Origin of the sequence: Neisseria shayeganii (assembly GCF_014054965.1) — a bacterium.
GTDB lineage: Bacteria > Pseudomonadota > Gammaproteobacteria > Burkholderiales > Neisseriaceae > Eikenella > Eikenella shayeganii.
The window spans coordinates 2104240-2123106 of sequence record NZ_CP059567.1; the positions used below are offsets into that span (position 1 = coordinate 2104240).

The 18867-nt window shown below is 50.5% G+C and carries 26 protein-coding genes; 5 read left to right on the forward strand and 21 right to left on the reverse strand.

Annotation, left to right across the window (positions count from 1 at the left end):
- Positions 1-2: 2 nt before the first annotated feature.
- The 20 genes from rpsH to rpsL form a co-directional block, all read right to left on the reverse strand.
- Entirely contained in the window at positions 3-395 is a 393-nt protein-coding gene (rpsH, locus tag H3L94_RS10325) for a 30S ribosomal protein S8 (RefSeq protein WP_009119018.1), read from the reverse strand.
- A 13-nt stretch (positions 396-408) separates the two neighbouring features.
- Positions 409-714 carry a 30S ribosomal protein S14 gene (rpsN, locus tag H3L94_RS10330; RefSeq protein WP_009119019.1) on the reverse strand — a complete coding sequence of 102 codons (306 nt, stop codon included), beginning with the start codon at positions 712-714 and terminating at the stop codon, positions 409-411.
- A 2-nt stretch (positions 715-716) separates the two neighbouring features.
- Complete coding sequence (rplE, locus tag H3L94_RS10335) at positions 717-1256, reverse strand: 50S ribosomal protein L5 (protein WP_009119020.1); 540 nt, start codon at positions 1254-1256, stop codon at positions 717-719.
- 12 nt (positions 1257-1268) lie between these two features.
- Positions 1269-1592, reverse strand: a complete 324-nt coding sequence (rplX, locus tag H3L94_RS10340) for a 50S ribosomal protein L24 (protein WP_009119021.1) — start codon at positions 1590-1592, stop codon at positions 1269-1271.
- 10 nt (positions 1593-1602) lie between these two features.
- The gene (gene rplN, locus H3L94_RS10345) at positions 1603-1971 is read right to left on the reverse strand and encodes a 50S ribosomal protein L14 (RefSeq protein WP_040660252.1); all 369 of its coding nucleotides are present in this window, start codon (positions 1969-1971) and stop codon (positions 1603-1605) included.
- Positions 1972-2193: 222 nt separating this feature from the next.
- A complete protein-coding gene (rpsQ, locus tag H3L94_RS10350; RefSeq protein ID WP_182121941.1) occupies positions 2194-2457 on the reverse strand; it encodes a 30S ribosomal protein S17 in 264 nt (87 codons plus the stop codon).
- The gene (rpmC, locus tag H3L94_RS10355; RefSeq protein ID WP_182123160.1) at positions 2457-2648 is read right to left on the reverse strand and encodes a 50S ribosomal protein L29; all 192 of its coding nucleotides are present in this window, start codon (positions 2646-2648) and stop codon (positions 2457-2459) included. Before rpmC ends, rpsQ begins: the two co-directional genes overlap by 1 nt.
- Positions 2648-3064: a 50S ribosomal protein L16 gene (rplP, locus tag H3L94_RS10360; RefSeq protein ID WP_040660254.1), complete on the reverse strand. Its 417-nt coding sequence runs from the start codon at positions 3062-3064 to the stop codon at positions 2648-2650. The genes rpmC and rplP overlap by 1 nt, the downstream gene beginning before the upstream one ends.
- The gene (gene rpsC, locus H3L94_RS10365) at positions 3048-3743 is read right to left on the reverse strand and encodes a 30S ribosomal protein S3 (RefSeq protein ID WP_182121942.1); all 696 of its coding nucleotides are present in this window, start codon (positions 3741-3743) and stop codon (positions 3048-3050) included. Before rpsC ends, rplP begins: the two co-directional genes overlap by 17 nt.
- A 10-nt stretch (positions 3744-3753) precedes the next feature.
- A complete protein-coding gene (rplV, locus tag H3L94_RS10370; protein WP_009119026.1) occupies positions 3754-4083 on the reverse strand; it encodes a 50S ribosomal protein L22 in 330 nt (109 codons plus the stop codon).
- Positions 4084-4093: 10 nt separating this feature from the next.
- Positions 4094-4372: a 30S ribosomal protein S19 gene (rpsS, locus tag H3L94_RS10375; protein ID WP_009119027.1), complete on the reverse strand. Its 279-nt coding sequence runs from the start codon at positions 4370-4372 to the stop codon at positions 4094-4096.
- A gap of 5 nt (positions 4373-4377) precedes the next feature.
- A complete protein-coding gene (rplB, locus tag H3L94_RS10380) occupies positions 4378-5211 on the reverse strand; it encodes a 50S ribosomal protein L2 (protein ID WP_009119028.1) in 834 nt (277 codons plus the stop codon).
- Between the two features lie 5 nt (positions 5212-5216).
- Complete coding sequence (gene rplW, locus H3L94_RS10385; RefSeq protein WP_182121943.1) at positions 5217-5531, reverse strand: 50S ribosomal protein L23; 315 nt, start codon at positions 5529-5531, stop codon at positions 5217-5219.
- On the reverse strand, positions 5528-6148 hold the full coding sequence (gene rplD / locus H3L94_RS10390; protein WP_009119030.1) for a 50S ribosomal protein L4: 621 nt from the start codon (positions 6146-6148) through the stop codon (positions 5528-5530). Before rplD ends, rplW begins: the two co-directional genes overlap by 4 nt.
- Complete coding sequence (gene rplC, locus H3L94_RS10395) at positions 6148-6792, reverse strand: 50S ribosomal protein L3 (RefSeq protein WP_182121944.1); 645 nt, start codon at positions 6790-6792, stop codon at positions 6148-6150. The genes rplD and rplC overlap by 1 nt, the downstream gene beginning before the upstream one ends.
- A gap of 141 nt (positions 6793-6933) precedes the next feature.
- Positions 6934-7245, reverse strand: a complete 312-nt coding sequence (gene rpsJ, locus H3L94_RS10400; RefSeq protein ID WP_002642322.1) for a 30S ribosomal protein S10 — start codon at positions 7243-7245, stop codon at positions 6934-6936.
- An 18-nt stretch (positions 7246-7263) separates the two neighbouring features.
- A complete protein-coding gene (tuf, locus tag H3L94_RS10405; RefSeq protein WP_182121945.1) occupies positions 7264-8448 on the reverse strand; it encodes an elongation factor Tu in 1185 nt (394 codons plus the stop codon).
- A gap of 91 nt (positions 8449-8539) precedes the next feature.
- The gene (gene fusA / locus H3L94_RS10410) at positions 8540-10642 is read right to left on the reverse strand and encodes an elongation factor G (protein ID WP_009119032.1); all 2103 of its coding nucleotides are present in this window, start codon (positions 10640-10642) and stop codon (positions 8540-8542) included.
- A gap of 24 nt (positions 10643-10666) precedes the next feature.
- Entirely contained in the window at positions 10667-11137 is a 471-nt protein-coding gene (rpsG, locus tag H3L94_RS10415; protein ID WP_009119033.1) for a 30S ribosomal protein S7, read from the reverse strand.
- 128 nt (positions 11138-11265) lie between these two features.
- The gene (rpsL, locus tag H3L94_RS10420) at positions 11266-11637 is read right to left on the reverse strand and encodes a 30S ribosomal protein S12 (protein ID WP_002218431.1); all 372 of its coding nucleotides are present in this window, start codon (positions 11635-11637) and stop codon (positions 11266-11268) included.
- Between the two features lie 270 nt (positions 11638-11907).
- Between rpsL and galU the strand changes: the two genes are divergently transcribed.
- The 4 genes from galU (at position 11908) to H3L94_RS10440 (ending at position 16077) form a co-directional block, all read left to right on the forward strand.
- Entirely contained in the window at positions 11908-12798 is an 891-nt protein-coding gene (gene galU / locus H3L94_RS10425) for a UTP--glucose-1-phosphate uridylyltransferase GalU (RefSeq protein ID WP_182121946.1), read from the forward strand.
- Between the two features lie 207 nt (positions 12799-13005).
- Complete coding sequence (gene lnt / locus H3L94_RS10430; protein WP_182121947.1) at positions 13006-14589, forward strand: apolipoprotein N-acyltransferase; 1584 nt, start codon at positions 13006-13008, stop codon at positions 14587-14589.
- Positions 14590-14799: 210 nt separating this feature from the next.
- Positions 14800-15651 (forward strand): RNA polymerase sigma factor RpoH, encoded by an 852-nt coding sequence (gene rpoH, locus H3L94_RS10435; RefSeq protein ID WP_040660859.1) that lies wholly within the window; start codon positions 14800-14802, stop codon positions 15649-15651.
- A gap of 195 nt (positions 15652-15846) precedes the next feature.
- Positions 15847-16077: a DUF2798 domain-containing protein gene (locus tag H3L94_RS10440; protein ID WP_009119038.1), complete on the forward strand. Its 231-nt coding sequence runs from the start codon at positions 15847-15849 to the stop codon at positions 16075-16077.
- A gap of 126 nt (positions 16078-16203) precedes the next feature.
- Here the strand turns inward: H3L94_RS10440 and H3L94_RS10445 are convergent, their stop codons facing one another.
- A complete protein-coding gene (locus tag H3L94_RS10445) occupies positions 16204-17736 on the reverse strand; it encodes a helicase HerA-like domain-containing protein (protein ID WP_182121948.1) in 1533 nt (510 codons plus the stop codon).
- A 207-nt stretch (positions 17737-17943) separates the two neighbouring features.
- Between H3L94_RS10445 and pyrB the strand changes: the two genes are divergently transcribed.
- A complete protein-coding gene (pyrB, locus tag H3L94_RS10450; protein ID WP_182121949.1) occupies positions 17944-18864 on the forward strand; it encodes an aspartate carbamoyltransferase in 921 nt (306 codons plus the stop codon).
- The last annotated feature ends 3 nt before the right edge of the window (positions 18865-18867 follow it).

An 18867-nucleotide genomic window follows, 5' to 3' on the forward strand; every position in this document is an offset into this window, starting at 1 on the left:
GGTTAGGCAACAATGCACAACAACTCACCGCCAACACCTTCACTCCGGGCTTTGCGATCAGTCATCACACCCCGGGAAGTGCTTACAATCGCAATTCCCAAGCCATTCATTACTGCCGGAATTTGATTAGACGGCTTATAAACACGCAAACCGGGACGAGAAACGCGCTTGATTTGATCAATAACCGGCTTACCAGAATAATATTTTAATTGAATTTCCAATACAGGCTTCGCATCAGCAGAAATTGTATAATCTTCTACATAGCCTTCTTCTTTCAAAACTTGAGCAATCGCTTTTTTCAGTTTTGATGAGGGCATTGCAACTACAGCTTTATTCGCGCGCTGTGCATTGCGGATACGGGTTAACATATCGGAAATAGGATCATGCATACTCATTTAATTTCTCCCATTACCAGCTTGCTTTAATGACACCAGGAATCTCACCACGCATGGCGATTTCACGAATCTTAATGCGGCCCAAACCAAACTTCCTGAAAGTTCCGCGAGGGCGACCAGTAATAGCACAACGGCGACGCTGACGCACTGGCGCAGCATTACGGGGGATGGATTGCAGCTTCAAACGGGCCTCAAAACGCTCTTCATCAGTAGCGGCAGCATCATTAATAACAGCAAAAATTGCTGCGCGCTTACTCGCATATTTTTTAGCCAACGCAGCACGCTTAGCTTCTCGATTAATAAGTGCTTTCTTAGCCATAATTATCCTTTGAAAGGGAACTTAAACAAAGACAAGAGTGCTTTCGCTTCCTCATCTGTTTTTGCAGTAGTAGTGATTGTAATATTCAAACCACGCAAGTTATCGATTTTATCATATTCGATTTCAGGAAAAATAATTTGCTCACGGACACCCATATTATAGTTTCCACGACCATCAAAAGCTTTCCCATTTACACCGCGAAAATCACGAACCCTAGGCAATGCAATAGTGATTAAGCGATCTAAAAATTCAAACATCTGAGCGCGGCGCAAAGTTACTTTACAACCAACCGGGTAGTTGTCTCGGATTTTAAATCCCGCAATGGATTTACGAGCAACTGTTACAACAGGCTTCTGCCCTGCAATTTTTTCCAAATCAGAAACAGCATGCTCCATTACTTTTTTATCCGCAACCGCCTCCCCTACACCCATATTCAGAGTAATTTTCTCTATACGAGGTACTTCCATAATTGACTTATAACCAAACTGTTTCATCAATTCCGGAACAACAGTTTTGTTATAAAATTCATTTAAACGCGCCATACCTATCACCTCTTAAACACCAATTTGAGCGCCATTAGACTTGAATATACGAACACGCTTTACTTCGCCTTCGGACTCAACAAGCTTTACGCCTACTCGATCAGCTTTCTTGGACTCAGGATTGAAAATCGCAACATTTGAAATAGACAAAGGCATCATCTTCTCAACAATACCTCCTTCTACACCACGCATCGGATTAGGTTTTTGATGCCTCCTAACCACATTTACGCCATCAACGATCAGCTTATCACCTAAAACCCGAATTACCTGACCTTGCTTACCTTTATCTTTGCCAGCAATAACAACAACCTGGTCACCTTTAATAATTTTCTTCATGCCCTAACCTTTACAAAACTTCAGGAGCCAATGAAACAATTTTCATGAATCGCTCTGTACGCAACTCACGAGTAACCGGTCCAAAAATACGACTACCCATAGGCTCAAGCTTATTATTTAATAAAACGGCTGCATTATTATCAAATTTAATTAAAGCACCATCCGGGCGACGAACACCTTTAGCGGTTCTAACAACCACCGCATTATAGACATCACCTTTTTTTACGCGGCCTCTAGGCGCAGCATCTTTAACCGCAACTTTAATAATATCACCGACATTCGCGTAACGACGCTTAGAGCCACCCAAAACTTTGATGCACATTACTCGTCGCGCACCAGAATTGTCAGCCACATCCAAAATGGTCTGCATTTGAATCATGATTTTACCTTTTTAAATCCAACTTAATTTACCACTTTTAGATCAGCTTATAACCAGCATGGGCTATCAGCAAACCTAAAACCCGATACAGCAGGTTCCAGTAAACCAGTCTTGGTCCCGAAGGAAGAAACTTTCTAGAATCGAAAGCTGAAAAACGAAGTTTACAGCCATCTAGAGATGACTGCAAGCTTCGCCTCCAAAAAAAGCTAAATGTTGTACAATTTATACAGTTTTTGCTTTTTCAATCAATTCCTTTACTTTCCAAGATTTGGTTTTAGAAAGCGGCCGAGACTCCTCTACTAGGACCACATCACCTGCTGAGAATTGATTTTGCTCATCATGTGCGTGAATCTTGCTAGAACGACGAATCACTTTCCCATACAACGGATGCTTAACCTTCCGCTCTATCAGAACAGTGACGGTTTTATCCATCTTATCGCTAACAACCTTACCTTGCAAAATACGAACATTTTTTGATTCGCTCATTATTTCACACCTTTTTCAGTTAATATGGTTTTAATACGAGCAATATCCCGACGGACCTTTTTCAATTCATTAACTTGAGTCAACTGGCCAGTAGCATGCTGCATACGTAAACCAAACTGTGCTTTTAATAAATCGAGTAAATCAGCTTGCAACTGCTCTACAGACTTATTGTTCAGTTCCTTACTTTTCATCATTTACCTACCTGTTTCGCAACAAATACCGTTGAAATAGGCAACTTAGCAGCAGCTAATGCAAAAGCCTCTCTTGCTAGGGTTTCTGGAACACCATCCATTTCATACAAAACTTTGCCGGGTTTAATTTCAGCAACATAGTATTCAACAGAACCTTTCCCGCCACCCATACGAACTTGAATGGGTTTCTCCGTGATAGGCTTATCTGGAAACACTCTGATCCAAATACGACCACCACGTTTAATGTGCCGAGTCATGGCACGACGAGCAGCTTCAATTTGACGGGCAGTTAATCGGCCACGTCCAACAGCTTTTAAACCGAAATCGCCAAAGCTCACTTCATTGCCACGTGTAGCAATGCCTGTATTACGGCCTTTATGCTGTTTTCGATATTTCATTCTAGTTGGCTGCAGCATTTCGACTACCCTTTCTGCGTTTACTTTCTTGTTCGGTACGGGCAAGGGCTATTTCCTTACCCTCACCTGTATATACCCAAACTTTCAAGCCAATCACACCATAAGTTGTGTGTGCTTCACTGGTTGCATAATCTACGTTGGCACGTAAAGTATGCAGCGGCACACGACCCTCACGGTACCACTCGCTACGCGCAATATCCGCACCATTCAAGCGTCCGGAGGTCATAATCTTAATGCCTTTAGCACCAACACGCATCGCGTTTTGCATAGCACGTTTCATTGCACGTCGGAATTGCACACGCTTCTCAAGTTGCTGAGCAATACCGTCAGCAATGATTTGTGCATCTAACTCCGGTTTACGTATTTCTTCGATATTGACATGAACAGGTACACCCATCAAAGCTTGTAAATCATGCTTCAAAATCTCAATATCTTCACCTTTTTTACCAATCACCACACCAGGTCGTGCAGAGTAAATGGTAATTTTTGCTGACTTAGCAGGCCGTTCAATAACAACACGACCAACAGAAGCATTCGTTAAACGTTTACGCAAATAATTACGTACATCAATATCTTGCTTCAAGACAGCAGAAAAGTCTGAGCTTTTAGCAAACCATTTAGATGACCAATCCTTATTGACAGCCAAACGAAAGCCTGTCGGATGAATTTTTTGTCCCATAGCTTTTCCTTTAGTTGCCCACTGTCAAATTGATATGACATGTTTGTTTTTCAATTCGATTGCCACGGCCTTTAGCTCTAGCCTGAAAACGTTTTAATGAAGCTGCTTTGTCAACATAAATGGTAACAACTTTCAGCTCATCAATATCAGCGCCTTCATTATGCTCAGCATTAGCAATCGCAGACTCCAATACTTTTTTAATCAGCTCCGCACCTTTTTTGGGACTGAAAGCCAAAATATTCAAAGCTTGGGCAACATCTTTACCTCGAATCAAATCTGCAACCAAACGGGCTTTTTGGGCAGAGATGCGGGCATTTTTATGTGATGCAGATACTCTCATAATTTATCCCTTATTTCTTTTTAGCTTTTTTATCAGCCAAATGGCCTTTAAAAGTACGGGTTAATGAGAATTCGCCTAGTTTATGGCCGACCATATTATCGCTAATAAAAACCGGTACATGAGTACGGCCATTATGAACAGCAATAGTCAAACCAATGAAATCAGGCAGGATTGTAGAGCGTCGAGACCAAGTTTTAATCGGACGCTTGTCATTATTTGCACGAGCAGCATCTACTTTTTTCAGCAGGTGCAGATCGACATAAGGACCTTTTTTAAGTGAACGAGCCATACCAATTAACCTTTATTAGAGTAACGACGACGAACAATCATATTATCTGTGCGCTTGTTGTTACGGGTACGATAACCTTTCGCCGGCGTACCCCATGGGCTCACAGGCTCACGAGCTTCACCAGTACGTCCCTCACCACCACCATGGGGGTGATCAACCGGATTCATTACGACACCACGAACAGTCGGTCGAATACCGCGCCAACGATTCGCACCAGCTTTACCAATTTTTTTCAAGCTCTGCTCTTCGTTACCAACTTCGCCAATGGTTGCACGGCAGCTAATATGGATTTTACGTACTTCACCTGAACGCAAACGGACTTGGGCATAAATGCCTTCTTTAGCCAAGAGTACTGCAGAGGCGCCAGCAGATCGGGCAATTTGTGCACCTTTCCCCGGTTTCATTTCAATGCAATGGATAGTCGTACCCACCGGAATATTACGAATCGGTAAGGCATTACCCGCTTTAATCGCGGATTCTGCACCAGAAACCAAGACAGCACCTACTTTAATGCCACGCGGAGCGATAATATAACGACGCTCACCATCAGCATAGCACAACAAAGCGATATGAGCCGTACGGTTCGGATCGTATTCAATACGCTCCACTTTTGCCGGGATACCGTCCTTATTTCGTTTAAAGTCAACTACACGATAATGATGTTTATGACCGCCGCCTTTATGGCGAGTGGTAATATGGCCGTTGTGATTGCGGCCCGCGGTTGAATTCTTTTTTTCAACCAATGCAGCATAAGGCGCACCCTTATACAAACCTTCAGTAGTCACGCGAACCATGCCGCGACGACCAGCAGAGGTTGGCTTCATTTTTACAATAGCCATTCTCTTTATTCCTTATCAGCAGCTGCGGCAGCGGCTTCCAAGTCTAATTCTTGACCGGCAACCAAGCTCACATAGGCTTTTTTGACATCACTGCGACGACCCATAGTGCGGCCAAAACGCTTTACTTTACCCTTGGTAGTAGTTGTTGTTACAGAAGCAACTTCTACACCAAACAGCAATTCAACAGCTGCCTTAATTTCAGCTTTTGTTGCGTTAGCCAACACTTTGAAAGTCATTTGGTTACGTTTTTCAGCCAGCAAATTGCTCTTTTCAGACACAACAGGAGCCAAAATCACTTTCATCAAACGCTCTTGATTCATACCCATTGCTCCTCCAGCTGAGCCACAGCTTCTTTAGTCACCACAACTTTTTTGTAACGTAACAAACTGTACGGATCAATTTGCTGAGCTTCCAAAACCAATACATTAGGCAAATTGCGCGAAGAGAGATAAACATTCTCATCCAGCTGTTTGGTAACAAAAAGCACTTGATCTAAACCCATATTTTTTACTTGGTCGGCAAAAGCTTTTGTTTTAGGGGTATCAGCAGACAAGCTCTCCACCACAAAAAGACGCTCATCTCGCACCAATTGCGATAGGATGCTCGCCATCCCGGCTCGATACATCTTCCGGTTTACTTTTTGTGTAAAGTTTTCGTCGGGTTTATTAGGAAACGCACGACCGCCGCTGCGCCACAAAGGAGAGGAGGTCATACCAGATCTAGCGCGACCAGTACCTTTTTGGCGCCACGGCTTCTTCGTAGAGTGCTTAACTTCAGCGCGAGTCAACTGCGCGCGATTACCAGACCGCGCATTTGCCAAGAAAGCAGTAACCAACTGATGAACCAGTGCTTCATTGTACTCACGCGCAAACAAAGCATCAGACGCATCCAGGCTACCTGAAACCTGGCCTTTAGCATCAATTACTTTCAATTCCATTATGCACCTACCTTCACGCTGGGTCGCACAATCACATCACTGTTTGCCGCGCCAGGAACTGCGCCTTTTACCAGCAACAAGTTACGCTCAACATCAACACGGACCACCTCTAAGCACTGAACAGTTGCTTTGGTATTGCCATACTGACCAGCCATGCGTTTACCAGGAAACACGCGGCCAGGATCCTGAGCCATACCAATCGAACCCGGCACCCGATGAGAGCGCGAGTTACCATGAGAAGTACGTTGCGATCCAAAGTTATGACGCTTGATGGTGCCAGAGAAGCCTTTACCCTTAGAGGTACCGGTCACATCAACCAGCTGTCCCACTTCAAACATAGACACAGAAATTTGATCGCCTGCTTTTAATTCACCCAACTTTTCTTCAGTCAGAGCAAACTCAAGCAAACCACGACCAGCTTCCACACCAGCTTTGGCAAAATGCCCAGCTTCAGCCTTACCGATTCGGTTAGCTTTTTTCTCGCCAAAGGTAACTTGAACAGCAGAATAGCCATCAGTATCTTTGGACTTTACTTGGGTAACGCGATTTGCAGACATATCCAATACAGTTACCGGCACAGAAGCACCTTGCTCAGTAAAAATACGGGTCATGCCCACTTTGCGCCCAACCAGACCTAAAGTCATGATTTTTCCTTAATATAATATATAACAAGGGGTCAATTACGATTGATTGACCATTGGACAAAAACGGACTTGGCAAACGCCAAGTCCGTTACTATACAGTATTTTCTTAAATAGAATCAAGAAAAAAATGCCTTCAAGCCGTTACTGCACCTTAATTTCCACATCCACGCCAGCAGGCAAATCCAATTTCATCAGCGCGTCGGTGGTCTTGTCAGTCCAATCCACAATATCCATTAAACGCAAATGAGTTCGGATTTCTAACTGCTCACGTGAGGTTTTATTCACGTGCGGAGAACGCAAAATATTGAAGCGCTCAATTTTAGTCGGCAATGGGATCGGTCCCTTTACTACCGCACCGGTACGCTTGGCGGTTTCGACAATCTCTTGCGCAGAGCGATCAATCAAGCTGTAGTCATACGCTTTCAGACGAATACGGATTTTTTGGTTAGCCATAGATCAATATCCTTCTGATTAAGCGATGATAGAAGAAACCACGCCGGCGCCTACGGTACGGCCGCCTTCGCGAATCGCAAAGCGCAAGCCTTCTTCCATGGCGATCGGGGCGATCAGCTCAACGCTGATGGTCACGTTTTCACCGGGCATAACCATTTCCACGCCTTCTTCCAAGGTCACGGCACCGGTCACGTCGGTGGTGCGGAAGTAGAATTGGGGACGGTAGTTGGCGAAGAACGGAGTATGACGGCCGCCTTCTTCTTTGCTCAATACGTACACTTCGGCTTTGAATTTGGTGTGCGGGGTGATGGTGCCGGGTTTGGCCAATACTTGACCGCGCTCCACTTCTTCACGTTTGGTGCCGCGCAACAGTACGCCGACGTTGTCGCCTGCTTGGCCTTGGTCCAGCAGTTTGCGGAACATTTCCACGCCGGTACAGGTGGTTTTTTGGGTGTCTTTCAGACCGACGATTTCGATCTCGTCACCCACGTTGATGATGCCGCGCTCTACACGACCGGTTACCACGGTACCACGACCGGAGATGGAGAATACGTCTTCGATCGGCAGCAGGAAGGGTTTGTCTACGGCACGCTCGGGCGTGGGGATGTAGCTGTCCAAGGCGGCGGCCAGTTCAAAGATTTTTTCTTTATAAGCGGCATCGCCTTCAAGGGCGCGCAAGGCGGAACCTTGTACGATCGGGCAGTCGTCGCCGGGGAAGTCGTAGCTGGAGAGCAGGTCGCGGATTTCCATTTCCACCAGTTCCAGCAGTTCGGCGTCATCCACCATGTCGCATTTGTTCATGAACACGATGATGTAAGGTACGCCCACTTGGCGGGCCAGCAGGATGTGTTCGCGGGTTTGCGGCATGGGGCCGTCGGCAGCAGAACACACCAAGATGGCGCCATCCATTTGGGCGGCACCGGTAATCATGTTTTTCACGTAGTCGGCGTGGCCCGGGCAGTCTACGTGGGCGTAGTGGCGGGTTTCGGTTTCGTATTCTACGTGAGAGGTGTTGATGGTAATGCCGCGGGCTTTTTCTTCCGGGGCATTGTCGATTTGGTCGTAACCTTTGGCTTGACCGCCGAATTTTTCGGCCAAAATGGTGGTCAACGCCGCAGTCAGGGTGGTTTTACCATGGTCAACGTGACCAATGGTGCCAACGTTTACGTGCGGTTTGCTACGTTCGAATTTTTCCTTAGCCATGAGCTAATTCCTTCATTTAATAAAGATCACAAAGAACAAAGGCTACCTGAAAATCATATCATCAGGCATTTTCAGGTAGCCTGACGACCGATTAGCCTTTACGCGCCTCGGTCACTTGGGCGGCAACATGTGCAGGCGCTTCCGCATACTTCTTGAACTCCATGGAGTAAGTGGCACGGCCTTGGGTGGCGGAGCGCAAGTCGGTAGAGTAGCCAAACATTTCAGCCAACGGGACCTCGGCACGCACTTTCTTGCCACCAATACCGTCATCATCCATACCCAGCACGATGCCGCGACGACGGTTCAAGTCACCCATCACATCGCCCATATACTCTTCAGGCGTTTCCACTTCAACCGCCATGATCGGCTCCAACAGAACCGGGCTGGCTTTTTTCATACCTTCTTTGAAGGCCATAGAAGCAGCCAATTCAAAGGCGATTTGAGAAGAGTCCACATCATGGTAAGAACCAAAGATCAAGCGAACGCGCACATCTACCACGGGGTAGCCTGCAACAATACCGTTCGGCAAGGTATCGCGAATACCTTTATCGCAAGAGGGGATGAATTCACGCGGAATCACACCACCTTTAATCTCATCGATAAATTCGTAACCTTCGCCACCCGGCTCCAAAGGCTCCATTTTGATCACCACGTGACCGTATTGACCTTTACCGCCAGACTGTTTCACGTGCTTGGCTTCGGACTCCACTTCTTTGCGGATGGTTTCGCGGTAAGCCACTTGCGGCGCACCTACATTCGCATCCACACCAAACTCACGCTTCATACGGTCAACAATAATTTCCAAGTGCAGTTCGCCCATACCGGAAATAATGGTTTGACCGGATTCTTCATCGGTACGCACGCGGAAAGAAGGGTCTTCTTTCGCCAGGCGATTCAAAGCAATACCCATTTTCTCTTGGTCGGCTTTGGTCTTCGGCTCTACCGCCACGTGAATCACCGGCTCAGGGAACTCCATACGCTCAAGAATAATGGGAGCATCTTCAGCACACAGGGTTTCACCGGTGGTCACGTCTTTCAAACCGATGGCTGCGGCAATATCACCGGCACGCACTTCTTCGATTTCGGTACGGTCTGCCGCAGTCATTTGCACCAAACGGCCGATGCGCTCACGGGTACCTTTAACCGAGTTGATCACGCTGTCACCGGATTTCACTACGCCTGAATAAACACGGATGAAGGTCAACTGGCCAACGTATTTGTCGTTGAGCATTTTGAACGCCAAAGCAGAGAATTTTGCATTGTCGTCTGCCTCACGGGTGGCTTTTTCGCCATCGGGCGTTTCGCCTTGTACCGGAGGAATATCAGTAGGAGCAGGCAGCAGCTCAACAACCGCGTCCAACATACGTTGCACACCTTTGTTTTTGAAAGCTGAGCCGCACAACATGGGCTGAATTTCGCCAGCCAAAGTACGTTGGCGCAAGCCGGCGATGATCTCTTCTTCGCTCAGCTCGTCGCCGCCCAGGTATTTATCCATCAGCTCTTCGCTGGCTTCAGCAGCGGCTTCAATCATGTTTTGACGCCACTCTTCGGCAGTAGCCACCAAATCAGCCGGGATATCGCCGTATTCGAAAGTGGTGCCTTTATCGGCCTCATTCCAAATGATGGCTTTCATCTTCAGCAGGTCAACTACGCCTTCAAAGCTGTCTTCCGCACCTACCGGCACCACGATGGGCACAGGATTGGCACGCAGACGCGTTTTCATTTGCTCCACCACGCGGAAGAAGTTGGCACCTTGGCGATCCATCTTGTTCACGAAAGCCAAGCGGGGAACTTGGTATTTATTGGCTTGACGCCACACGGTTTCAGATTGGGGTTGAACACCACCTACAGCGCAGTACACCATAACCGCACCGTCCAAAACACGCATAGAACGTTCTACTTCCACGGTAAAGTCAACGTGTCCGGGAGTATCAATGATGTTGAAACGGTGCTCCGGGAACTGACCGGCCATACCTTTCCAGTAAGAGGTAACAGCAGCAGAAGTAATGGTAATACCACGCTCTTGTTCTTGCTCCATGTAGTCGGTGGTGGCCGCACCATCGTGCACCTCACCCAGTTTATGGGTCAGACCGGTATAGAACAGGATACGTTCGGTAGTAGTGGTTTTACCCGCATCAATATGGGCAGAAATGCCGATATTGCGGTACAGGCTAATTGGGGTTTTACGAGCCATTTTGGTCGCCTTTCTAAATATGGATTAGAAGCGGAAGTGTGAGAATGCTTTGTTGGCTTCAGCCATACGGTGTACTTCTTCACGTTTCTTCATGGCGCCGCCACGGCCTTCAGCCGCATCCATCAACTCACCAGCCAAACGCAAATCCATGGATTTTTCACCGCGTTTACGGGCCGCATCACGCACCCAACGCATCGCCAAAGCCAAACGGCGTGAAGGACGAACCTCAACAGGAACTTGGTAGTTGGCACCACCGACACGGCGGCTCTTCACTTCTACAACGGGCTTGGCATTGGCGATGGCCTCATTGAACACCTCAATGGCAGCTTTGCCGGTTTTCTTTTCAATTTGTTCCAAAGCACCGTAAACAATGCGCTCAGCAACGGATTTCTTACCGTCAATCATCAACACGTTCATGAATTTGGTCAATTCAACGCTGCCGAATTTCGGATCCGGCAATACATCGCGCTTGGGAACTTCTCTACGTCTTGGCATTTTAATTCCTTAAAATATCTATTCAGTTGGGGCAACCCCATGAATGCCCATACACAAGCATTCACTTACTCGGCCGCACATTTACATCATGCTAAACGGTAAAGCCGACGTGCCATGGTTTATTTAATTTACTTGGGGCGTTTGGCACCGTATTTGGAACGGGCTTGTTTACGGTCTTTCACGCCAGCGGTATCCAAAGAGCCGCGAACGGTATGGTAACGCACACCAGGCAAGTCTTTCACACGACCGCCGCGAATCAGCACTACGCTGTGTTCTTGCAGGTTGTGGCCTTCACCGCCGATGTAGGAAATCACTTCAAAACCGTTGGTCAGGCGAACTTTGCACACTTTACGCAAAGCAGAGTTCGGCTTTTTAGGGGTGGTAGTGTACACACGGGTACATACGCCGCGTTTTTGCGGGCACGCTTCCAGTGCGGGCACTTTATTGACGTACACGGGCTTTTGACGGCCTTTGCGTACCAATTGATTGATAGTTGGCATATTTTCTCGTCCTGTTGAGTTAAAATATTCTGCCGGCACCATGCCGACAAGAGCGGAATTATATGCCGCCAAGCAAGAGTGGGTCAACGAACGAAATCAAAAAACGTCGATTTCTCGGTATTTTAACCACAAAACCTCATCACATCCGCCCGCACCCACTCACCAATCTTTAGTTTTATCCAGCACAGTTTTTCAGGTAGCCTTCTGCTATAATCCGCGCCCAGTTTGCCATCCGTTACCACTTAAAATCAACGAAACTAGAGAATCCATATGCCGACAAATGCTTTTCCAAATATTAAAAAAGCGGTTTTCCCCGTAGCCGGCATGGGCACCCGGTTTTTGCCCGCCACCAAAGCCAGCCCTAAAGAGATGCTGCCGATTGTTGACAAGCCGCTGATTCAATATGCCGTAGAAGAAGCCGTGGCCGCCGGCTGCACGGAGCTGATTTTCGTAACCGGCCGTAACAAACGCAGCATTGAAGATCATTTCGATAAAGCTTACGAACTCGAAAGCGAGCTGGCGCAACGCAATAAAACCGCCTTGCTGGCACATGTCCAAGATATTCTGCCTGCGGGCGTAACCTGCATGTATATCCGCCAGGCCGAAGCACTCGGTTTGGGTCATGCGGTATTGTGTGCACAGGCAGCGGTTGGCAACGAACCTTTTGCGGTGATTTTGGCTGACGACTTGATCGACGCCCCGCAGGGCGCCATCAGTCAGATGGTGGAAATTTACCAACAAACCGGCAACAGCGTTTTGGGCGTGGAAACCGTGGAACCGTCGCAAACCGGCTCATACGGCATCGTGGAAGTCCATTCTTGGCAACAACACCAACGCATCAGCAGTATTGTGGAAAAACCCAAACCGGAGGAAGCCCCTTCCAATCTGGCAGTAGTGGGCCGTTACTTACTCACGCCGCGCATTTTCGACTTGCTCACCACCATCGGTCGCGGAGCAGGTGGCGAAATCCAACTCACCGACGGCATTGCCAAGTTGCTGGAGCACGAGCCGGTATTGGCACATGCCTTTGAAGGCAAACGTTACGACTGCGGCAGCAAACTGGGCTACCTGGAAGCCACATTGGCCTATGGCTTGAAACACTCGGAGACCGCCGAAGCTTTCCGAGGTTTACTGAAGTCTTACACCGCAGACCCTGCTTAAAGTATCCAAACGGGAGGCGGCCAACCTCCCGCTCATCCTGCACGGTTAACTGGCCTTATTTGTTAACTGGCCTTATTTATAGAGAAAAAGCCCAGAACAGCCACGCTTCGGTTCCTCCGGATATCTTGATAAAAATCCGACACCTCACCGAATGATCTATAAAAATCGGAATTCATCTTCCTTCATCAGAAAAGGCTACCTGAAAACATGAGCCCAGCCGCCCGCTTGGATGATTGCTTCCGCCGTCCGCTTGCTTATTGGCCGTCATTGTTTCTGATTGCCGCCGCCACCCCGCTCGCTTTTGCTCCTTACTACCAGTTTTGGTTGATGCCCCTGCTGTTGGCCGCCCTTATTTTCCTGACCGAGCTACACCCGACCATCAGCGTCCGCAGCGCCTACCTCTTCGGTCTAATCGGCTATACCGCCCAGTTTTATTGGGTACACACCGCACTGCACGATGTCTCCGGCCTGCCCAACCTATACGCCCTGCCCCTTACCCTGCTGCTGCCCGCCTACTTAGCCCTCTATCCCGCCGCCTGCTTTTGGCTACTGGAAAAATCGGCCTTATCTCACCCTTGGCGCATCGGTCTGCTGCTGCCCCTATTATGGACATTGACCGAATTTGCCCGCGAACGCGCCCTTACCGGCTTCGGCTGGGGTGCCTTGGGGTACAGCCAAATTGCCGACTTCTCCCCTCTGGCCGGCTACGCTCCTGTCGGCGGCCTGCATTTGGTTACCTTGGGTTGCGCCCTGTCCGGCGCTTGGCTGTTCCTTTGCCTGCGCAGCCATTTTTGGCGTCAACGCTTTTTCTACACACTCCTGCTCGGCATGCTCTTCGGCGGCGGCTGGTTGTTGCGCCACACCGCATTCACCACGCCCGACGGCAGCAGCAACAGCGTCGCCCTAGCCCAAGGCAATGTACCGCAAACCCTGAAATGGCAGCCAGAACAACTCTCCGCCACCATTCAAAACTACTACGAACAGGTAGCCCGCACACAGGCGGACATCCTCATCCTACCTGAAACCGCCCTCCCTCTTATGCGGCAGGATTTACAAACCCATCATCCGGGCGTGCTCGACCAATTTGCCTACGAAGCCCAACGCAACGGCAGCGCCTTAGCCATCGGCATGGCACAATACAATGCCGAGCGCACAGGCTACCTGAACGCCGTACTCAACCTCAGCCACTACCATCCCGACCGGCCGGACGACATTCCCTACTATGCCAAAGACCATTTGGTGCCCTTCGGCGAATACAAGCCCCTGCCCGCGCTGACTGAGCCGCTCTATAAAATGATGAACATGCCCTTGGCCGACTTCGACCGCGGCGGGACCAGTCAAGCTCCTTTGGAGCTGGCCGGGCAAAAAGTCGCCTTCAATATCTGCTACGAAGACGGTTTTGGCGACGAACTCATCGCCTCGGCCAAACAATCCAGCCTGTTGGCCAACGTCAGCAATATGGCTTGGTACGGCCGATCCAACGCCATGTTCCAGCACCTACAACAATCACAAACCCGCGCCCTCGAGCTTGGCCGCTACATGGTACGCGCCACCAACACCGGCGCCACTGCCATCATCAACCCGCAAGGCCGCATCGTCGCTGCCGCCAAAGCCGACACCCGCATGGTGCTGGAAGGCACCGTCCAAGGTTATCAAGGCCAGACCCCTTTTATGCGCATGGGTGGCTCGCTGCCTTTCATCGGCTTCTGCTTGGCCCTCGCCCTTACGCTGCTCCTGCTTGGGCGAAAGCAAGCGGCACCATCGAATAAGCCAAACCAGCCGTTCAACTAGGGCACACCCACCATCATCCCAAATTCCCGAGTGATTCAATCAAATTTAAAAAATAAATAGTATTTATAAAAATACAAAATTTTACCTATTGATAAACCAAGCTCACAGGGTTTTGGTGTTTAATATGGCTTCGTGGAAATGGTGTTAGAATGCCCCGTTCGGCATCCACCGAACCACATCACAAACAAGAAGGAAGCAGTATATATGACTCTGAACACCGCCTTTGCTTTGCCCGTACCCAGTGGCCACGGCAGCTTGGAGCAGTACATTCACACCGTAAACAGCATTCCTCTACTCACCCCCGAAGAAGAACACTCTCTCGCCGTGCGTCAGCAGCAGGGCGACTTAGAAGCAGCTAAGCAGCTGATTCTTTCCCATCTGCGCGTTGTCGTATCGATTGCGCGTGGCTACGATGGCTACGGCTTGAATCAAGCCGATCTGATCCAAGAAGGCAACATCGGCCTGATGAAAGCAGTCAAACGCTACGAACCCGGTCGCGGCGCACGTCTGTTTTCTTTCGCCGTACACTGGATCAAAGCCGAAATCCATGAATTCATTTTGCGCAACTGGCGCATGGTGCGCGTGGCCACCACCAAGCCGCAACGCAAACTGTTTTTCAATCTGCGCAGCATGCGCAAAAGCCTGAGCGCCCTGTCTCCGGAAGAAGCGCAAACCATCGCTGACGATTTGGGCGTAAAAATGAGCGAAGTGCTGGAAATGGAACAACGCATGACCGGTAAAGATGTGGCTCTGCTGGCCGACAACAGCGACGATGAGGACAGCTACGCCCCCATCGATTGGCTGGCCGACAACCACAACGAGCCCACCCAGCAAATCGCCCAAAAAGCCCATCACCTGCTGCAAACAGAAGGCTTGCAAAATGCGCTGGCCCAACTCGACGACCGCAGTCGCCGCATCGTGGAAAGCCGTTGGTTGCAGGATGATGGCGGCCTCACGCTTCACGAGCTGGCGGCGGAATACGGCGTATCGGCAGAACGCATCCGCCAAATCGAAGTCAAAGCCATGCAGAAGCTGCGCGGCTTCCTCACGGAAGATGAGTAAGCTTAAACAATCCGTTTAGCCATACAAAAATCATCCCCCAATATTTTAAATATTGGGGGATGATTGATTGCACGGTTTTCAGGTAGCCCGGGTAACCGTTGCATCTGTTAATATTGCTGCAATGCAAAGGGGCTTCCTTGATTTTCATTGCCCGCAGCCATTCAAAATTTTGTGCTATCCATTCAGGAATTCTTTATGAACAAACTCCCCAAAAAATGGGCAGGCATTGCATTTTCATTTTATGCATCGGCCATTATGGTACTCATCGTCAGCAGTGTGTTGCTGGTTCTGAACACAGGGATAGATGCAGGCTATCCCATGCGCCTGTTGAAATCTTATTTGATCACTTGGCCGATTGCGTTTTGCAGCCTGCTGGCCGTTCGCCCTTTGGTGGTTAAATTGGTCAATGCCACCGTAGAGAGCTAGACAGCTTCTACTACAACTGCAGATTTTCTCGCGGTGGCAAAGCCGACTTACGAAGCCGAAAACTGCTGCACCAACCTTTCGACCGCAAACACATCCGCAGGCTAGCTGACGGTACCCTTTAGCACGTTATTTGATGATGTTGCGGATCACGCCCATTACGCTGCGGGAAATGGCACGGGTAACCTGCTTGTTGATCTGGTCGCCCACTGAGTCGGCGATGTTGTAGCCCACGCCTTGGTTGGCGCGTTTGCGGCCGCCGAACAGGCCGCCGAGAAAGCCGTCGACTATGCCGCCGGCCGCCGGTTTGGTTTGTGTGGCGGCGGCGGTGCTTTGCTGCGTCTTGGCGGCTTGTGCCGCCTGCTCGGCGGCGGCCTGTTCGGCAGCCAGTTGCTGCAGGGCTTCGTAGGCAGAGAAGTTGTCCACCACGTCACGGTAATGGCGGTAGAGGATGTCGTTTTGGAAACGCTGGTTGCGCGCATCGGCACTCAGCGGCGACAGTTGGGATTGCGGCGGCAAGACAAAGGCGCGTTCTACGATGCCCGGCATGCCTTTTTCATCAAGAAAAGACACCAGTGCCTCGCCCACGCCCAATTCGGTAATCGCTGCGCTGACGTTTAAATCGGGGTTGCTGCGGAAGGTGTCGGCGGCGGCGCGCACGGCTTTTTGGTCGCGCGGGGTGAAGGCGCGCAGGGCGTGCTGCACGCGGTTGCCGAGTTGGCCGAGAATGGTGTCGGGCAGGTCGAGCGGGTTTTGGGTAACGAAATACACGCCCACGCCTTTGGAGCGGATCAGGCGCACCACTTGTTCTACTTGCTCCACCAGCACTTTGGCGGCGTTGTCGAACAAGAGATGGGCTTCGTCGAAAAACATGACGAATTTGGGCTGTGCCAAATCGCCCACTTCGGGCAGGGTTTCAAACAGTTCGGCCAAAAACCACAGCAGAAAGGCGCTGTAGAGGCGCGGCGAGCGCATCAGTTTTTCGGCGTTCAAAATGTTGATCACGCCTTGGCCGCCTTCGGTTTGCAGCCAGTCTTGCAGGTTGATTTCCGGCTCGCCGAAGAAGTGGTCCGCGCCTTCGCTTTCCAGCTGCAGCAGCTGGCGCTGGATGGCACCGACGCTGGCGGCGGAAACATTTCCGTAGCGGGCGCGGTAATCTTTGGCGTTGTCGCTGACGTGCTGCAGGATGCCGCGCAGGTCTTTGAGGTCGATCAGATGCCAGCTCTTGTCGTCGGCCACTTTGAACACCAAATTGAGCAGGCCCTCTTGGGTGTCGTTGAGGTTCATCAGGCGGGCCAGCAGCATGGGGCCCATTTCGGAAACGGTAACGCGCACGGGGATGCCGGTTTCGCCGTAAACATCCCAAAAGCGCACGGGAAAGCCTTTCAGGTAGCCTGCGGCTTCGATGCCGAATTCGGCCATGCGTTCGCCCACTTTGCCTTGGCCGTCGCCGGCTTCTGCCATACCCGACAAATCGCCTTTCACGTCGGCCAGAAACACGGGGATGCCGGCGGCGCTGAAGCTTTCGGCCATTTTGCGCAGGGTCACGGTTTTGCCGGTGCCGGTGGCGCCGGCAATCAGGCCGTGGCGGTTGGCCATTTTGCCCAGCAGGTCTAGGCTGTGCAGGCCGGCGGCGGTTTTGGCGATGGTGAAACGGGTCATGACAAGACTCCTTGTGGTCGGCCGGCGGCAGGATGCGCGGCCTGAAAAAGGGGAAACTGTTGCCGCGCAATCAGCGGCTTAAGACGGTGCGGCGCACAAGTCGGCGGCTGCTTATTGTAATGCCATCGGCGGGCTTTCAGGTAGCCTTTCGGCGGCAAACAGCGGATAATGCCGCCCGTTTTGTTTGACTGCCGAAAAGGTTTTGCCATGCCCAATCCGCTTTATGGCCAACATCTGATTTCGATTCCCGATTTGAGCAACGAACAGCTCGAGTGCCTGCTGCAAACCGCTTTGCGCCTCAAAGCCGAGCCGCAGGCGCATCTGCTGGAAGGCCGCCTGATCGGTTCCTGCTTTTTCGAGCCCTCCACCCGCACCCGTTTGTCGTTTGAAACCGCAGTGCAGCGACTGGGCGGCAAGGTGATCGGTTTTGCCGACGGCGCCAATACCAGCGCCAAGAAAGGCGAAACGCTGGCCGACACCGCCCGCATCATCAGCAGCTACACCGATGCGATTGTGGTGCGCCATCCTAAAGACGGCGCCGCCCGCGTGTTGTCGGAATTTTCCGCCGTGCCGGTGATCAATGCCGGCGACGGCACCAACCAGCACCCCAGCCAAACCCTGCTCGATTTGGTGACCATTTACGAAACACAAGGCACCTTGCAGGGTTTGAAAATCGCCATGGCCGGCGATTTGAAATACGGCCGCACCGTGCATTCGCTGGCGCAGGCGATGAAGCGCTGGGGCTGCGAATTCGCCTTTGTGTCGCCGCCTAGTTTGGCGATGCCCGAATACATCACCGAAGAACTCGACGAAGCCGGCTGCCGCTATGCAGTGCTGCCCACGTTGGAAGCTGCGGTGGAGTGGGCCGATATTCTTTACATGACGCGGGTGCAGCGCGAACGCTTCGACGAGCAAGAGTTCGCCAAAATCCAAGGCAAGTTCAACCTGAACGCCGCCATGCTGGCCGGCGCCAAACCGAATCTGCGGGTGCTGCATCCGCTGCCGCGGGTGGACGAAATCCATCCCGATGTCGATGCCACGCCCTATGCCTATTATTTCCAGCAGGCCACCAACGGCGTGTTTGCGCGGCAGGCGATTTTGTCGCTGATTCTGAATCCGGAGGTGTAAACC

Coding starts and splice junctions, on each gene's coding strand:
- rpsH (WP_009119018.1), bottom strand. CDS start 395: ATGAGTATGCATGATCCTATTTCCGATATGTTAACCCGTATCCGCAAT.
- rplN (WP_040660252.1), bottom strand. CDS start 1,971: ATGATTCAAATGCAGACCATTTTGGATGTGGCTGACAATTCTGGTGCG.
- H3L94_RS10440 (WP_009119038.1), top strand. CDS start 15,847: ATGAACAAACTCCCCAAAAAATGGGCAGGCATTGCATTTTCATTTTAT.
- rplW (WP_182121943.1), bottom strand. CDS start 5,531: ATGAATCAAGAGCGTTTGATGAAAGTGATTTTGGCTCCTGTTGTGTCT.
- rpsG (WP_009119033.1), bottom strand. CDS start 11,137: ATGCCAAGACGTAGAGAAGTTCCCAAGCGCGATGTATTGCCGGATCCG.
- rpsL (WP_002218431.1), bottom strand. CDS start 11,637: ATGCCAACTATCAATCAATTGGTACGCAAAGGCCGTCAAAAGCCCGTG.
- rplE (WP_009119020.1), bottom strand. CDS start 1,256: ATGGCGCGTTTAAATGAATTTTATAACAAAACTGTTGTTCCGGAATTG.
- rplP (WP_040660254.1), bottom strand. CDS start 3,064: ATGCTGCAGCCAACTAGAATGAAATATCGAAAACAGCATAAAGGCCGT.
- rpsN (WP_009119019.1), bottom strand. CDS start 714: ATGGCTAAGAAAGCACTTATTAATCGAGAAGCTAAGCGTGCTGCGTTG.
- rplV (WP_009119026.1), bottom strand. CDS start 4,083: ATGAGAGTATCTGCATCACATAAAAATGCCCGCATCTCTGCCCAAAAA.
- H3L94_RS10445 (WP_182121948.1), bottom strand. CDS start 17,736: ATGACCCGTTTCACCATCGCCAAAACCGCCGCCGGCCTGCACAGCCTA.
- rplX (WP_009119021.1), bottom strand. CDS start 1,592: ATGAAGAAAATTATTAAAGGTGACCAGGTTGTTGTTATTGCTGGCAAA.
- rpsS (WP_009119027.1), bottom strand. CDS start 4,372: ATGGCTCGTTCACTTAAAAAAGGTCCTTATGTCGATCTGCACCTGCTG.
- rpsJ (WP_002642322.1), bottom strand. CDS start 7,245: ATGGCTAACCAAAAAATCCGTATTCGTCTGAAAGCGTATGACTACAGC.
- galU (WP_182121946.1), top strand. CDS start 11,908: ATGCCGACAAATGCTTTTCCAAATATTAAAAAAGCGGTTTTCCCCGTA.
- rpsQ (WP_182121941.1), bottom strand. CDS start 2,457: ATGAGCGAATCAAAAAATGTTCGTATTTTGCAAGGTAAGGTTGTTAGC.
- tuf (WP_182121945.1), bottom strand. CDS start 8,448: ATGGCTAAGGAAAAATTCGAACGTAGCAAACCGCACGTAAACGTTGGC.
- rplD (WP_009119030.1), bottom strand. CDS start 6,148: ATGGAATTGAAAGTAATTGATGCTAAAGGCCAGGTTTCAGGTAGCCTG.
- rplB (WP_009119028.1), bottom strand. CDS start 5,211: ATGGCTATTGTAAAAATGAAGCCAACCTCTGCTGGTCGTCGCGGCATG.
- rplC (WP_182121944.1), bottom strand. CDS start 6,792: ATGACTTTAGGTCTGGTTGGGCGCAAAGTGGGCATGACCCGTATTTTT.
- pyrB (WP_182121949.1), top strand. CDS start 17,944: ATGCCCAATCCGCTTTATGGCCAACATCTGATTTCGATTCCCGATTTG.
- rpmC (WP_182123160.1), bottom strand. CDS start 2,648: ATGAAAAGTAAGGAACTGAACAATAAGTCTGTAGAGCAGTTGCAAGCT.
- rpsC (WP_182121942.1), bottom strand. CDS start 3,743: ATGGGACAAAAAATTCATCCGACAGGCTTTCGTTTGGCTGTCAATAAG.
- fusA (WP_009119032.1), bottom strand. CDS start 10,642: ATGGCTCGTAAAACCCCAATTAGCCTGTACCGCAATATCGGCATTTCT.
- lnt (WP_182121947.1), top strand. CDS start 13,006: ATGAGCCCAGCCGCCCGCTTGGATGATTGCTTCCGCCGTCCGCTTGCT.